The sequence below is a fragment of the Prosthecobacter fusiformis genome, assembly GCF_004364345.1.
Classification (GTDB): domain Bacteria; phylum Verrucomicrobiota; class Verrucomicrobiia; order Verrucomicrobiales; family Verrucomicrobiaceae; genus Prosthecobacter; species Prosthecobacter fusiformis.
Genome location: NZ_SOCA01000003.1, coordinates 293,093 through 308,513 on the forward strand (window position 1 = coordinate 293,093; position 15,421 = coordinate 308,513).

A 15,421-nucleotide genomic window follows, 5' to 3' on the forward strand; every position below is an offset into this window, starting at 1 on the left:
GCCATTCAAAGCTGTGATTGAACTCTTCCAGGAATCCTTAGCCACTCATAACCTGCCGCTCACTGCGTTGTTAGGCATGGTGGTTTTGTATTGGTTGCTGGTCATGATCGGAGCCTTTGATTTTGATCTCGATCTGTTTGATGGTGGGGCCGATACACCTGATCTCAGTAGCCCGCATTCGGGTGGCACCTTGGGAGGTGCCATGCTTTCAGCCGGCCGCTTTTTTGGTTTCGCCCAGGTGCCCATTGCCATCTGGGGCAGCTTCTTTGTACTCTTCCTCTGGCTCTTCGGACTCATTCTGAATTACCGCCTGAACGGTGCACCAGGTGATCGCAGTCTGACAACGGCAGCTCTTCTGCTGGTCCCTGGGTGCATAGGCAGCCTTGCTTTGACCAAGCTGGTGACCCTGCCGGTGGGAAAGTTCTTTGGTGCCATGGCCGATGCGGATAGCGAAAGCCTGATCATCCAGGGCCAGGTCGGCATCGTGACGACCACCTCCCTGGATGAACGCTATGGCCAGGTGCAGGTGGCCCAGGGCGGCGCACCTGCGCTCGTTAATGCCCGGCTTCATACAGGCCCGGACTCTTTGCAGAAAGGGGACCGCATCCGTGTCCTCGAGGCGTCTCCCGATGGCTCCTTTTATTACGTTGAACCTCTCCCAACCAACCCGCTCCCATGATAGCCAAACTCCTGCCTCACGCCTTCTTCGGATTTGAGATTTCCGCCTTTGTCTTCGCTGCATTGGTCGGGTTATTCATCATCTTCGGGATCCTGATCCTTATCTCCCGCTTTTTCCGGAAAGTGCAGCAGGGTCAGGCCATCGTTCGCAACGGCATCGGCGGCACCAAGGTGTCTTTCAATGGCATGATGATCATCCCCATTGCCCATCAGGCGGAGTACATGGACATCTCCGTAAAGCGTATTGAGATCGAGCGCAAGGCCACGGAAGGCCTCATTTGTAAGGACAACATCCGTGCCGATATCAAGGTCGCATTCTTTGTTAGGATCAACAAGATTGACGAAGACGTTAAACGCGTGGCCCAGTCCATCGGTTGTGTCCGCGCCTCCGCCATCGATACCCTGCGCACGCTCTTTGATGCGAAGTTTTCTGAAGCCTTGAAGACCGTCGGCAAGCGCTTCGACTTTGTGCAGCTTTACAATGAGCGCGACCATTTCAAGACCGAGATCCTCAAGGTCATCGGTACCGATTTGAACGGCTTCACGCTGGATGACTGCGCCATCGACTTTCTGGAGCAGACCCAGCTTGAAAACCTGGATCCTCAAAACATCCTGGACGCCGAAGGCATCAAGAAAATCACCGAGCTTACCGCCACCCAGGCCAAGCTGGCCAACCACATCCAGCGTGACAAGGAGCAGATCATCAAGCAGCAGGACGTGAAGGCCCGCGAGGCCATCCTGGAGCTTGAGCGCCAGCTTGCCGAAACCGAGGCCAAGCAGAAACGCGATGTCGAAAGCGTGAAAGCCCGCGAAGAGGCCGAGACCCTGAAGGTGCAGTCTGAAGAAAGACTGAAGTCTGAACGGGCCAAGATCTCGTCTGATGAAGAGATCGCCATCGCTACTGAAAATATGGAGCGCCAAGTCCTTGTGGCTCAGCGTAACAAAGAGCGCACCGATGCTGTAGAGATCGAGCGCGTCACTCGTGACCGTGATCTGGAAGTCATCGAACGCGAACGCATCACCACCCTCAAGACCATCGAAAAAGAGAAGGCCGTGGAAGTGGAGCGCAAGAACATCCAGGAGGTCATCAAGGACCGCGTCGTTCTGGAAAAAACCGTCGTGGTTGAGCAGCAGAAAATCAAGGATACCGAAGCCTTCGCCACGGCTGACCGCGAGAAGCAGGTGGCCCTGACCAATGCCGAGAAAAATGCCCAGGAGCAGCTCATCCAGAAGATCAAAGAGGCTGAGGCCGCGAAAGAGGCCGCACGTCTCGTTGCGGATCAGGATGCCTACACCGCCGTCAAGTCGGCCGATGCTTCGAAAGAAGCTGCGCAGCTTCGCGCTCAGGAAATGCTGACGCTGGCAGAAGCCCGGCAGGAATCGGCCACCCGTGAAGCCACCGCTGAAAAAGCGCTGGCCGAAGGCAAAGCTGCCCAAGCTGCCGCCCAGGGATTGGGTGAGGCCCAGGTCCTCCTGGCCAAGGCTGAAGCCTCCCAGAAACAAGGCACCGTGGATGCGGAAGTCACCCAGCTCAAGCTGGCTGCCGAGGCCGATGGCATCACCAAGAAAGCCCAGGCCATGAAGCTGCTGGAAGATGCCGGACGCGAACACGAAGAGTTCAAGCTCACGCTTGAAAAAGACAAGGCGGTGGAGCTCGCCCAGATCAACATCCAAAAGGACATCGCACAGCAGCAGGCCATTGTGCTGGGCGAAGCCATGAAATCCGCGAAGATCGAAATTGTCGGCGGCGAAACGCAGTTCTTCGACAAGATCACCAACGCCATCGGCAATGCCCGCGCAGTGGACCGCTTCGTCGAAGGCAGTCGCACCCTCACCGATGTGAAGGAAACCTTCTTCAATGGCGACCCCGAGTACTTCAAAGCCCAGCTTAAAACCCTTGTGGACCAGTTTGGCCTCACCAGCGAAGACACGAAGAACCTCACCCTCAGCGCCCTGTTCGCCAAGCTCATCGGCCTCAATCCCGATGAAGCCACGCTGAACAAGCTAACAGGAATGTTTGGCACCGCCTCCCGCTTCGGTCTTGCCGAACAAACCATCAGCGGCCTGCTCGCCTCCAAAGCCACGAAGAAGTAATATGGAGTGCCGGCGAATCGTCGGCTTAACATCAATGAGTGCATGCCGACGACTCGTCGGCTCTCCATATGACTGATCCCGTATCAACACCCCAGGCCCCCTCCGCCAAGCTCGAAGCCGGCGCTTACGAAGTCATTCGTCAGCGTCTGGACAAGCATGGCGCGGAGCTTCAGCGTCGGCTGGAAGCGCTGAATGCAGACCGCAAAGCGGAGTTTGGCGGCATTGACACGGCCCTGCTGGCGACCACCCGCCTGACCACCGATAATAACTGTGTCCCCCAGGACATGGTAGCCATCGGGCCGAAACGCTTTTTGTTCGGCTACAACGTCCTCCTCGGCCTGCGCACACAGATGCATGTGGCGGATGTTTTTGGCGTCTATGACTTCCAGGCAGAGGATCATAGCTTTCATCCCAATAAGGCGGATCTGCTGGCGGATAAAAACTTCGCGGAGGACTTTGATTACCTCTATCGCTACTACAAGAATGCATCCTTCCTGAAGTTTCACCGCATCGGCCCGCACCTTTACATGGGCATGCAGGTGGGGCGCGATACCACGGAGATCAAGGCATTCAAGTGGCTGGTGGATGACGATGACGGAACGCTGCAATATCTGGGTAACCGGTTCGATCACGAATTCATCTTTCCCACCCATCAGGAGTTCGAGTGGAAGCGCGCCCGGCGGGAGATGTATCGTCACGGTCTGCATCCGCACATCAGCATTGAGGATCGAGTGTTCGTGGAGACTGTCGGTGGCGACCTAACGGTAAAGGTGGAAAACAACACCGAAACCGGACGCGGCATCTATAGCGAGCCCGTGGACAATGCGGACCAGACGCTGGACGATGCCGAGGTCCATTACGCCATTGTTGGAAATCTCATCCTGATGAAGGTCCTGCCTTATCAGGAAAAGACCTGGCGTTATCTTGTCTTCAATGAGCGCACTCGGGAGGCGCATCGCATTGACAGCATTGCCGAATCCTGCGTACTGCTGCCAGACGGCCACGGCATCATATTCCCTCATGGGTATGTGTTGCAAACCGGTGAGGTAAAACGCTTCGATACCGGCCTGCCGCCCATGCGCTTTGAGCGCCGCATCGTCGCTGCCAATGGAGAAGACACGTTGTTTGTCTTCAGTCATCTGGAAAGCGGATCGTATTTGCTGCTCAGCTATAATCTCATTTCGCAGGGCGTCGCCACCCCCATCATCTGCCATGGCTACAGCTTGTTTCCATCGGGTGAGCTGATCCTCTTTCAGGGCGATGCTGAGCCGCGCAAGCACCATGTTGTGCAGTCCTGGCGCACCCCGTTTGTCACGGCGGATGAAAGCCCGCATACGAAGAGCCAAACCTTCCTCAGCAAGATCGGCAATGCAGAGATCGTGCGCTGCATGGCCGAGTGCAATGGCGTGCTAACCCTCCTTGCGAAAGACGATTCCTTCTCCGGTCTCTATGTCGAACTGGCCCGCGCTGCAGGTGACATTGCCGACAGTTACTTTTGGGTGGACCGCGAGGAAGCTCATCAGCTGAAAGAATCTCTCCTTGAGATCAAGACCACAGCCGAAGCCGCCCTGGGTGAGTTTGAAAAAGTCAGCCGCATGCGCAAGGCGGCTGCCGATCAGACGGAGACACTGCAAGCGGAGGTAAACAAGAACCTCAGCGCGGCCACCGGCAGTGCTCCTGACAACATCCTCGCGTATGTCCATTTGTTGGCGACCTTGCGTGGGCTTCGCGGTCAGATCATCGCCCTACGGGACGTGCGTTACGTGGACCTTGAAACCATCACCCGCATGGACACGGGTGTGGCGGAGGCCACAGACAAGCTGTCTGAAAAATGTGTGGCCTTTTTGCTGCTGCCTGAAGCGCTGGATCCATACCGAAAACAGATCACCGAGCAGCAGTCTCGAGTTCCCACGCTGAACAAGGTCACGGACGCGCAAGAGGTTGAAGAGGCATTGGCGAAATCCAGCAGCGAGTTGGAAATGCTCACCGGCATTGTCAGCAGCCTGAAGATCAAAGATGCCACGGAGACCACCCGCATCATTGAGGCCATTTCCACCCTGTTTGCCCAGCTCAATCAGGTGCGCTCGGTATTGAAAAACCGCCGCAATGACTTGGCCAAGGTGGAAGGATCCGCGCAGTTCCAGGCTCAGCTCAGCCTGTTGAACCAGAGCGTCCTCAACTACCTCGAAGTCGCGACCACTCCAGAGAAGTGTGATGAATCACTCACTCGGGTGATGGTGCAGATCGAGGAACTGGAAAGCCGTTTTTCGGACTTCGATGAATACGCCGCCGAGCTCACCACGAAGCGTGAGGAGATTCACAATGCCTTCGAAGCCCGGCGGCTGTCCCTGGCGGATGCACGCAACCGCCGCGCCCAGTCGTTAGGCCAGTCTGCGGAGCGCATCCTCACCAGTGTCCGCAACCGCCTTGCCGCCTTTGCAAAACCTGAGGAAGTGCACTCCTGGCTGGCAGGTGATGCCATGGTGGCCAAGCTGCGCGACCTCATTGAGGAATTGCGCAAGCTGGGTGACAGCGTCCGTGCTGATGAACTCCAGACAAAGCTGAAGACTCTCCAGCAAGATTCGCTCAAGGAGATCCGCGACAAGGCGGAACTCTTTGCTGACGGCGGAGATCTTATCCAGCTCGGCAAGCACAAGTTCAGTGTCAACCGTCAGCCCCTGGAGCTGACTATCCTGCCGCGTGAAGAAGGCCTGGCCTTCCATCTCACCGGTACACGTTATTTTGAAAAACTAGTTCAGCCGGAACTTGAGGCGCTCAAACCCGTATGGGACCAGCCGGTCGTTTCAGAAAATGCGGAGGTCTATCGCGCCGAATACCTCGCCTGGAAGTTCCTGCAAACAGGCGGCGAATTCTCTCCCCAGGCCATTCATGATTTCATGGCCCAGCGTTATCATGAAGGATATACTAAGGGTGTGCATGATCACGATGCCGCCCTGATCCTGCAACCGTTGCAGGAGATGCAAAAGGCGCTCGGTCTGCTGACTCATTCTCCTTTGGTGCGGGGGCTTGCACTGATGGTGTGGCATGCCTGGGAAGATGCGGAGGAAAAACAGGCGCTCGCTGCCCGCATGACCGCCAAAGGCAGGATGCGTGATTTGTTAGGCCAAACCTCGGTTGAGGTGAATCCGGCCCTGGCCCAGCGTGTCGCTACAGACTGCCAGCGACTCACCACCATCCCTGTTATCCAGGGCAGCAGTTCATCTTCGCTCCATACCGCCGTTGCCGCTTGCCTCACCGATGAGCTTCAACACCTCAACGGCAAACATCCAGCTCTTCCATTTACCCGTTTCACATCCGCCGTTGAGCTTCTTCGCTCCTTCCGAAAGGAACTCACTGTTAAACGTGCCGCCAAGGATTTCGATGACAGCCTGGACGCCCTCGCTTCACAGCCATGGCTCGCCTTTGAAATTGCACTCGACTGGCTGCGCGCCTTGCATGCCGATGTGGAGACAGGCATCCTGGTGGAGGCTGCAGCCCTCCTCGTCCTCAAAGATCAGCCACCCGCTGCCCTACCTCCATCTCCCGCCTCACAGGCCACGCTCACCGGTTTCACAGGTGCACATCCACGCATTCACGATGGAAAGATGGAGCTCGATTATCACGAGTTCACCTCGCGCCTGCGCCGGTATGAGCAAAGCGTCGTGCCGGACTATGAGCGCTTTCAAAAACTGAAGCACGACCTCGCGCAAGAGCGCCGCACCCAGCTCCGCCTGGACCAGTTCAAGGCTGGCGTCCTGAGCTCCTTTGTGCGCAACCGTCTCATGGACCAAGTTTACCTCCCCATCATCGGGGCCAACCTCGCCAAACAGATCGGTGCCGTGGGCAATGATACCCGCACGGACCGCATGGGCCTGCTGCTTCTCATTTCACCTCCAGGGTATGGCAAGACCACCCTCATGGAATACGTGGCCAGCCGGCTGGGCATCACCTTGGTAAAGATCAACGGCCCCGCCATTGGGCACAAAGTCACCTCTCTGGATCCTGCAGAGGCACCCAATGCCAGTGCCCGTGAAGAAGTGGAAAAGCTGAATCTCTCCCTGGAGATGGGGGACAACGTGATGATCTACCTGGATGACATCCAGCACACGAATCCAGAGTTCCTGCAGAAGTTCATCTCTCTTTGCGACGGCACTCGCCGGATTGAAGGCGTCTTTCAGGGCAAAGCCAGAACCTATGACCTGCGTGGTCGCAAGGTAGCCGTGGTCATGGCGGGCAATCCTTACACCGAAGTCGGTGGCAAATTTCAGGTGCCGGACATGCTCGCCAACCGCGCGGATACATACAATCTGGGCGACATCCTCGGCGGTCATGAAGCAGCCTTTAAAGACAGCTACATCGAGAATTGCCTGACCAGCAATCCTGCTCTGGCCCGCGTCGCCGCACGCAGTCATAAGGACGCCATGGCTGCGCTGAAGATCGCCATGACCGGCAACCGCGAAGGCATTGAATTCGAAGGCAACCAGAGCGCCGAGGACGTCAATGATTGCGTCGCCGTCATGGAAAAACTGCTCAAGGTGCGCGAGGTCATCCTGCGCGTGAACCAGGAATACATCCGCAGTGCCGCCATGGAGGATGCCTATCGCACCGAGCCGCCCTTCAAGCTTCAGGGCAGCTACCGCAATATGAACAAGATCTCCGAGAAGATCCAGCCGCTCATGACCGCTGCCGAGGTGCATTCGATCATCGAAGACCACTATCGCGGTGAATCCCAGACCCTCAGCCAGTCGGCCGAGGCCAACCTTCTCAAGTGGCGTGAGATCAACGATCTCGCCAGTGATGCTGACAAGGCCCGCTGGACCGAAATCAAGCGCACCTTCGGACGCAATCTTCTCGCCGGAGGTTCTGGCGAAAACGACCCCGTTAGCCGTATCACCGGCCAGATGAGCGCCTTCACCGCAGGACTCGAAAAAATCGAGCAGGCCGTTTCCCACCCGACTCTTTCTGACGTCTCCATCGCTCATCTGCAAAAAATCATCGAAGGCCTCCGGGCTGTGCCCGTCACCGTGGAGATCAAAGTACAGCCTGTGGAAAAGCATGAGGAAGACGATTTACCCGTGGATGTCCAAAGCAGCGTGAAGCAATCCGGATGAATATTTGACAAAGGACGGAGTCATAGACGTTAGTTAGAAAGTCATGCGCCCTGCCACCCGCCGCCAAATCCTCACCTGCCTCGCGCTTCTGGCGCTGGGTTGGGCGCAGGTCTTTGGAATCATGCGCGGTTATGTCTGTGACTGTGGAGGGGAGGTGGAAATTACTGCCTACGATCACTGCCACGGCCCTCATGGCATCGCCTGTCATCATGACGATTCACCCGCGCATCATCAGCATGATGAAAACGGGGAGGACACCCATGAGCATGCCCCTTTGAAGGAGCCCGTTCAGGCGAAGCAGCTTGTTTCCCAGTCTGTTTCAGTCCCTCTCCCCGTCCTCGCCGTCATGCCCCCCTGGGAACCGCTGACGGTGCTGCTGGCTTCCATGGATGCCGTCGGCCGCCCGGTCCCACCGCCAAGAAATGACCGCATTGGCCAACGATGGCCAGAGGTGCTGACACGCACCATTGCCCTTAGAGTTTAAGATACGGACACTCGCCGTCATCCACGATGATGACGCCCGCTCACTGTCCTGCCATGGACTTGGCTATTCCATGTCCGCCTTCTTAACCTCTGTCTATTTATGCATCGTCGTTTATTGATCCTTTCATGCCTCGTGGCAGTTTCGTCCACTCAGGCACTTACTCTTTCGGACATCGCCCCCCGTGTCCGTAGCCACCATCCCCAGCTCAAAGCAGCCCGCATGGCGGTGGAAGAAGCACGCGGTCGTCAGCTCGGCGCAGGTCGCCTGTCGAATCCTTCGTTAGGCTTCGAATTTCAAAACGAGAGCCGGGTATCCCCCCGCTCCAGCACCTTCTCGCTGGACCAGTCTTTCCCCATCACCCGCAGACTGACACTGGAAAAACAGCTTACCTCACAGCTCGTCACCGCTGCCGAACTTGAGGTGAAGGACGCCGAGCGCAACCTCATCGCCGAAGCCCGTAGCCTCGCGGTCAAGCTGCTCTCTCTGGAAAAACAACGCGCCTTGCGCCAGCAGCAGACCCAGCTTGCCCAGGAGCTTTCCAGCTTCGCCAAGGAGCGTGCCGATGCCGGTGAGCTATCTCCCCTGGATGCCGCTCAGGCTCAGGTAGATGCCCAGCGGCTCCAGTTGGAAGCCCGCCGCATCCAGATTGAAACCGTTACCCTCCAGGGCGCTCTCAAACCCATGCTTGGACTCAGCCCTGCCGCGTCCTTAAAGCTCACGGGGGATCTCCCCGCTCTCACCCTCCCAGGCAGGTCCGCATGGCAGCAGCGGGCAGATTACCAGCTCGCCCAGGCTAAAACCCAGGCTGCCCAGACCGATGCCGCACTGGCTCACGCCCGCCGTTATCAGGATGTCAGCGCGGGCCTCTTTGCCGCCCGTGAGCAGCAGGATGTCAGCTCCAGCAGCACGGAGCACACCGGTTTCATAGGCTTCCGCTTCTCCATTCCATTGCCCCTTTGGAACCGCAACCAGGGGGAGATCGCTGAAAAGACCGCTAGCATCGAGCGCGCCCGTTTGGAAAGCGAAGCTCTCGCTTCACAAATCACCAGTGAAGCTGAAACCGCCCGCCAGGAAATGCAGGCCAATGCTGCCCTCGTGACCGAGACGCGAGACCGCCTGCTCCCCCTCGTCAAAGAGCAGACGGACAAGTTGGAAACCGCCTACCAGACCGGCCAGACAGATCTTCTCACCGTCCTTCGCGCCCGGGATCAGCGCCTTCAGCTTGAGGCCGCTGTCCTGGACGCCAGCCGTGATTTCCACCTCGCCCGCATCCGTTATGAGGCTGCCGTCGGTTCCATGCATTAGAATCCACACGCCTAACAAAAAGCAAAGCCATGACTTATTACCTCATCAAGCTCTTCCTCAGCGCCGGCATGATCGTCACCATCACGGAGATCGCCAAGCGCAACAACGCCGCCGCCAGCATCATCCACTCTCTGCCGCTGACCTCCGTCCTCGCTTTCATCTGGATTTATCTGGAGACAAAGGACGCCGCCCTCATCGGCCGCCACGCTTACGGCACCTTCTGGTACGTCTTGCCCACGCTGCCCATGTTTATCCTCATGCCCTGGCTCATCAAAAAGCTCGGCGGCTTCTGGCCCGCCTTCGGTGCCGGCATCGTCCTCACCGTCGCTCTGTATCTCCTCACCATGCGCCTGCTCAAGCTCGCTGGTGTCAATCTTTGATCTCCCTTCCCATGCCGCGTTTTATCCGTCTCGCCTTTATTGCCGGACTCCTTTGTCTTCCTTCGTTCGCCGCCGAAAGCACCCGGGTCATCCTGGATGAAATCAGCGTCAAAAACCTGCGCCTTGAAACCGTCGAAACTGAAGAAGCCTCTTTTGAGGAAACCATCTTTTCGTTAGGCCATCTGGAGATCCTCCCTGGGCGTAAGGCCGTCGTCAGCAGCCGTATTGCTGGGCGAGCCTTCAGTGTCCTCGCCCTTCCAGACCAGCAGGTGGAGGAAGGGGATGAACTCGTCTGGGTGGAAAGCCGTCAGCCGGGTGATCCACCGCCCACCATCATGCTGCCCGCGCCCATGGCCGGCCTCATTTCAAAAGTGGATATCTCTCAAGGCCAGCCCATCACCCCGGATCAGGCCCTCATCGAAATCGTGGACATGGAAACGCTCGAGGCCGCCGCGCAGGTGCCTGAGCATCTGGCGGGGCGGTTGGAAAAAGGCCAGATCGCCCGTATTCGCTTGCCTGCTTTTCCAGACAAGGTCTTCGAGGCCAAACTCGCCCATATCGGTGCCTATGCCGACGAGAAAAACGGCACCGTCGAAGCCGCCTTCCACTTATCCAATGAAGACCTTCTTTTGCGTCCAGGCATGAGGGCAGAATTCACCATCGTCACCCGTCTCCGTGAAGGTGTGACCGTCATCCCCAGTGCTGCCCTCCAGGGTGATAGCATCAACCGCTTTGTGTTCGTCAAAGATTTCGAACTCGCCAATGCCTTCGTTAAAGCTTCTGTCGTCATCGGCCAAACAAACGATACGTTCGTGGAGGTCATCAGCGGTCTCTTGCCCGGTGATGAAGTGGTTACCCAGGGCGCTTATGCCCTCGCCTTCGCCGGTGGTGGCACCACCAGTCTCAAAGAAGCCCTTGATGCCGCCCATGGACATGAGCACAACGAGGACGGCACCGAGAGAAAAGAATCCGCCGCCGAAGACCACGATCACGACCATGAAAGCGAAAGTTCGTCATGGAATGAACTGACTCTCCTCTTCGCCGCCAGCACCGCTTTGCTGCTGGTCCTTCTGGCCCTGGTTTCATGGAAGCGCAACTCATCCATTTCCTAGCCCCATGCTGAACCGCCTCATCCTCTGGTCCCTCCACCATCGGGCCATCATCATCGGTGCCAGTATCCTCCTGCTCGTCATGGGAGCACGTACCGTCACGCAGCTTCCTGTGGAAGTTTTGCCAGACCTCACCAAGCCCACGGTCACCATCCTCACGGAGGCCCCCGGCCTCGCTCCCGAAGAGGTAGAAGCCCTCATCACCCAGCCCATTGAAAGCGCCCTCATGGGGGTTGCGGGCTTGACTCGTCTTCGCTCCACTTCGGACATCTCCTTGTCTCTCGTCTTCGCCGAGTTTGCTTGGGGTACAGACATCTATCGCGCGCGCCAATTTGTGCAGGAGCGGCTTGCGGGTGCCCGCTCCACCTTGCCTCCGGATACACAACCTTTCCTCACCCCCGTCGCCTCTTTGATGGGAGAAATCCTCCTTGTAGGCGTCCGCAGTACCGATGTAAAAGTCCCCGCCATGGAAGTGCGCAGCCTGGCCGACTGGACCATCCGCCGCCGCTTGCAGGCCATTCCCGGCATTGCTGAAGTGCTCAACATGGGCGGTGGCGTGAAGCAGGTACAGATCCAGCCAGACCCTCTCAAGATGCAGGCCCACGGGGTCACCTTTGAGGATCTGGAGCGTGCCGCACGCGAGTCCGCCACCAATACCACCGGCGGTTTCCTCAACTCGGGCCCCCGTGAAATCATGGTTAGAAACCTCGCCATGACTGTGCAGTTGGATGACTTCTCCCGCACCGTCCTTCGTCATGCCGATGACCGCATCGTCACCATTGGCGATGTCGCGCAGGTTGTTTGGGGTGTCGAACCCATGCGTGGAGATGCCAGTGTCAACGGCACTCGCGGCGTCATCATGAGCGTTACCAAAGCCCCCGGCTTTGACACCCTCACTCTCACCGGCGAGATCGAAAAAGCCATTGAGGAGCTGAAGCCCACCTTGCCAGCCGGAGTCGAGGCCGTGGTGCTTTTTCGCCAGGCAGATTTCATCGAGCACGCCATCGGCAATCTTCAGGAGGCCATTCGCGATGGTGCCATCATGGTCACCATCGTCATCTTTCTCTTCCTGCTGAATGCCCGCACCACCTTCATCACCCTCATGGCCATGCCGCTTTCGTTTGCCATCACCATTCTCGCATTCAAGGCACTCGGCATCAGTGTCAATAGCATGACCCTCGGCGGTCTGGCCGTGGCCATCGGCATGGTGGTGGACGATGCCATCGTGGATGTTGAAAACGTCTGGCGCCGTCTCCGGCAGGGTGGTTCGGCCTCTCCTCTCTCCATCATCGCCTCCGCTTCCGGGGAGGTCAGAAACTCCATCCTCTATGCCACCGTGCTCATCATTTTGGTCTTCCTTCCATTGTTAGGCCTCAGCGGGGTGGAAGGCCGCCTCTTCGGCCCCATCGCCATGGCCACCATCCTGTCCATGCTGGCCTCCTTCATCGTATCACTGTCAGTTATACCGGTGCTTTGTTCACTGTTGCTAAAACCAAAGGCCGGCCAGCAACACCACGAAGGTCGCTTCACCTCCGGCTTCAAATGGTTGCTGAAGAAAACCATCCTCCGCTTCAGCCTCAGCCAGCCCTTCCTGGTCATCGGCGTCACCCTCATGCTGCTCCTGGCTGCGGCCATGCTTTATCCGCGCATGGGAAAAGATTTCCTTCCCGCTTTCCAGGAGGAGACTGCCCTCGTCTCCATGACCGCTGCCCCCGGATCCTCTCTGGATGAAACCAACCGCATGGCAGATATTGTCGAAGCCCTCATCATGCAGGTGCCGGAAGTCCGCCAGGTCGGTCGCCGACTGGGTCGAGCTGAACGCGGAGACCATGTCGTCCCCATCAGCTCAGCCGAAATGGATGTGGACTTTCGTGCCACCTCGGGACGGACTCGCGCGGAGATTTTGGAGGACATCCGCACCCGCATCCGCAGCGTGCCTGGCACCTTCAGTGTCCTCACCGGTCCCCTGGCGGACCGCATCGGCCACATGCTCAGCGGCGTCTCCGCCCCCGTGGCCATCAAGGTCTTCGGGCCGGATCTGGAAACCCTGCGCTCCCTTGGCACCCAGGTGCAGACCCTGGCCAAAACCATCCCTGGATTTGAAGATGCCAAGCTCGACCAGCAATCCCTCATCCCCCAGCTCCGCATCGAGGCCGACCGCCACCGCGCCGCCGCTTATGGCGTCACCCCTGGCCGTCTCAATGAAATTCTCTCAGCTCTGATCGGTGGTCAAAACGTCGCGGAACTTCGTGATGGTCAGCGCTCCATCGGTCTCGCCATCCGTCTCCCGGCCGCCTTGCGCGATTCCCCCGACAAGATAGCCAGCCTTCCCATCGAGACCGCACGCGGCCCCGGTATCCCCCTGCGCCTCGTCGCCCAGGTTCGTGAGGCCAAAGGCCCCAATGCCATCCAGCGTGAAGGCACTCAGCGTCGCTTCGTCATCAGCATCAAGCCCACCGCTCGCGATGTCGGCGCACTCGTCGCCCGGCTTCAGCAACAGATCGCTGAAAAAGTGAAACTGCCTGAAGGTTACTTCATCAGTTATGAAGGGGAGTTCCAGGCGCAGCAGGAGGCCTCGCAGCGCATCCTCATTCTCTTCGGCGTCGTCCTGCTCATCATCGTCTTTCTCCTCTGGGGATATTTCCGCAGTTTCGTACTCGCCTGTCAGGTCTTGTTGAATCTTCCCCTCGCACTCATGGGTAGCCTGGCCCTCACCTGGCTGCTCGTGGGCAATATCAGCATCGCCACCCTCGTCGGTTTCATCGCCGTCGGCGGCGTCGCCGCACGCAATGGCATCATGATGCTCAGCCATTACCTGCATCTCATGAAGCATGAGGGGGAAGTTTTCAGCCGCTCCATGATCGAGCGGGGCACTCTGGAGCGCCTCGTCCCCGTCACCATGACGGCCCTCAGTGCTGGCATCGCCCTCATCCCTCTCGTCCTCGCCGCCGGCGAGCCAGGAAAGGAAATTCTTCACCCCGTCGCCGTTTGCATCGTCGGGGGTCTCATCAGCAGCACATTGCTGGATTTTGCCGTCACCCCAGCCGTATTCTCCGTCTTCGGACGGCGTGCGGCAGATAAAGCTTTGCGCCTGGCAGCCCCAGCCGCTCATTAAAAACACACAGCCCAAAATAGAACCAAAACCATGAAAAGAACCTTCCTTACCACCCTCATCCTCGCCGCCACCACCAGCCTTCTTCTGGCTCACGGTGGCGTCGAGCTCGGCCCCAATGGCGGCCGCATCCTCGAATTCAGCAAAGACGAAACCATGCACGGCGAGGTTACCGTCAAAGACGGCAAGTTCAACATCGCTCTCCTCGACAAAGACATGAAGCCCGTCTCCCTCGACAAACAGGAGATCACCGTCAGCACCGGCGACCGCGACAAGCCCACCCGCCTCACCGTGGAAAAAGATAAAAAAGGCTTCTCCCTCCCCGTCGTCGCCGAAGGCCAGTGGCTCATCGTCCAATACCGCTCCAGCCCTGACGCCAAACCCATCACCGCCCGCATGAACTACGACACCGGAATTTGCTCCGGCTGCAACAAAGCCGAGTGGCTCTGCCAGTGCAAAGACTGAGTCTTGAATGAAGACCGGAAAGGCAGGTAGCAGTCGATAAACATGTCCTGCCTTTCCCGGTTTTGATTTTCGTAAACACTCCAAAAAAAACCCGCCGGAGATCACTCTCCGGCGGGTTGTTGGAGTTCCTCAAAAGAAACTCATTTCCTGATTAACGCCTGCCAAAATCCAGATGAATGCCCGGAAGGCTGATGTGTCCGCGGCTGCCGCCATGGCCATGGCTGTCGTGATGCCCGTGCCCATGGCTGGAGCGGCAGCTATGGCTCACGGTGCGGTAGTCATACCGGGGATGACCATGGCGGTCACGGCCTGAATAAACGCGTTCACGATAAACCGGCGTGCGGCAGGAACCGCAGGTATGCGAATAGCTCCGGCTCGAATGTCCGTGGCCGGAATGGCCATGTGAATCGCGTGCCTGGGAGGTCGAAGGAACCAGCATGACAAAGCTGGTAGTCAGAGCCAGCAGGGTGAGGATCTTTTTCATAACAGTGTGGGGGTAGGTTTTGATTGATTGCCGCAGTTCAGCGGCGTGTAAGTCTGACGGGAAGCCTTTCCGGCTATTCATTGCCCATGCATTTATTTCGCCTCATTCATGAAAACCTTCGGCCTCTCTGCCCTCACTGCGTTTGCCGAAAAATGGCGGCTGTGATGCCGCTTCAGGGAGGGAGCTCTATTGCTGTATC

The 15,421-nt window shown here is 58.0% G+C and carries 10 protein-coding genes; 9 read left to right on the forward strand and 1 reads right to left on the reverse strand.

The features are described 5' to 3' along the window. The first annotated feature begins 13 nt into the window (after positions 1-13). The 9 genes from EI77_RS10650 (at position 14) to EI77_RS10690 (ending at position 14,738) form a co-directional block, all read left to right on the forward strand. A complete protein-coding gene (locus EI77_RS10650) occupies positions 14-679 on the forward strand; it encodes an NfeD family protein (RefSeq protein ID WP_133795251.1) in 666 nt (221 codons plus the stop codon). Continuing rightward, positions 676-2,772, forward strand: coding sequence for a flotillin family protein (locus EI77_RS10655; RefSeq protein WP_208300332.1), 2,097 nt, complete (start codon positions 676-678; stop codon positions 2,770-2,772). The genes EI77_RS10650 and EI77_RS10655 overlap by 4 nt, the downstream gene beginning before the upstream one ends. Before the next feature lie 68 nt (positions 2,773-2,840). Further along, positions 2,841-7,883 carry a DNA repair ATPase gene (locus EI77_RS10660; RefSeq protein ID WP_133795252.1) on the forward strand — a complete coding sequence of 1,681 codons (5,043 nt, stop codon included), beginning with the start codon at positions 2,841-2,843 and terminating at the stop codon, positions 7,881-7,883. A gap of 43 nt (positions 7,884-7,926) precedes the next feature. Beyond that, positions 7,927-8,367, forward strand: a complete 441-nt coding sequence (locus tag EI77_RS10665) for a hypothetical protein (RefSeq protein ID WP_133795253.1) — start codon at positions 7,927-7,929, stop codon at positions 8,365-8,367. Between the two features lie 99 nt (positions 8,368-8,466). Next, positions 8,467-9,672, forward strand: coding sequence for a TolC family protein (locus EI77_RS10670; RefSeq protein ID WP_133795254.1), 1,206 nt, complete (start codon positions 8,467-8,469; stop codon positions 9,670-9,672). Positions 9,673-9,701: 29 nt separating this feature from the next. Beyond that, entirely contained in the window at positions 9,702-10,052 is a 351-nt protein-coding gene (locus EI77_RS10675; protein ID WP_133795255.1) for a DUF3147 family protein, read from the forward strand. Between the two features lie 11 nt (positions 10,053-10,063). Further along, positions 10,064-11,164, forward strand: coding sequence for an efflux RND transporter periplasmic adaptor subunit (locus tag EI77_RS10680; RefSeq protein ID WP_133795256.1), 1,101 nt, complete (start codon positions 10,064-10,066; stop codon positions 11,162-11,164). A gap of 4 nt (positions 11,165-11,168) precedes the next feature. Continuing rightward, positions 11,169-14,276, forward strand: coding sequence for an efflux RND transporter permease subunit (locus tag EI77_RS10685; protein ID WP_133795257.1), 3,108 nt, complete (start codon positions 11,169-11,171; stop codon positions 14,274-14,276). Between the two features lie 30 nt (positions 14,277-14,306). Further along, a complete protein-coding gene (locus EI77_RS10690) occupies positions 14,307-14,738 on the forward strand; it encodes a hypothetical protein (protein ID WP_133795258.1) in 432 nt (143 codons plus the stop codon). Positions 14,739-14,889: 151 nt separating this feature from the next. Here EI77_RS10690 and EI77_RS10695 read toward each other — a convergent pair whose 3' ends face one another. After that, positions 14,890-15,222 (reverse strand): hypothetical protein, encoded by a 333-nt coding sequence (locus tag EI77_RS10695; protein ID WP_133795259.1) that lies wholly within the window; start codon positions 15,220-15,222, stop codon positions 14,890-14,892. Positions 15,223-15,421: the final 199 nt, after the last annotated feature.

What these genes read in the sequence shown, in the direction of transcription:
- EI77_RS10690 (WP_133795258.1), top strand. Translation starts at nt 14,307, where the DNA reads ATGAAAAGAACCTTCCTTACCACCCTCATCCTCGCCGCCACCACCAGC.
- EI77_RS10660 (WP_133795252.1), top strand. Translation starts at nt 2,841, where the DNA reads ATGACTGATCCCGTATCAACACCCCAGGCCCCCTCCGCCAAGCTCGAA.
- EI77_RS10675 (WP_133795255.1), top strand. Translation starts at nt 9,702, where the DNA reads ATGACTTATTACCTCATCAAGCTCTTCCTCAGCGCCGGCATGATCGTC.
- EI77_RS10655 (WP_208300332.1), top strand. Translation starts at nt 676, where the DNA reads ATGATAGCCAAACTCCTGCCTCACGCCTTCTTCGGATTTGAGATTTCC.
- EI77_RS10670 (WP_133795254.1), top strand. Translation starts at nt 8,467, where the DNA reads ATGCATCGTCGTTTATTGATCCTTTCATGCCTCGTGGCAGTTTCGTCC.
- EI77_RS10665 (WP_133795253.1), top strand. Translation starts at nt 7,927, where the DNA reads ATGCGCCCTGCCACCCGCCGCCAAATCCTCACCTGCCTCGCGCTTCTG.
- EI77_RS10680 (WP_133795256.1), top strand. Translation starts at nt 10,064, where the DNA reads ATGCCGCGTTTTATCCGTCTCGCCTTTATTGCCGGACTCCTTTGTCTT.
- EI77_RS10695 (WP_133795259.1), bottom strand. Translation starts at nt 15,222, where the DNA reads ATGAAAAAGATCCTCACCCTGCTGGCTCTGACTACCAGCTTTGTCATG.
- EI77_RS10685 (WP_133795257.1), top strand. Translation starts at nt 11,169, where the DNA reads ATGCTGAACCGCCTCATCCTCTGGTCCCTCCACCATCGGGCCATCATC.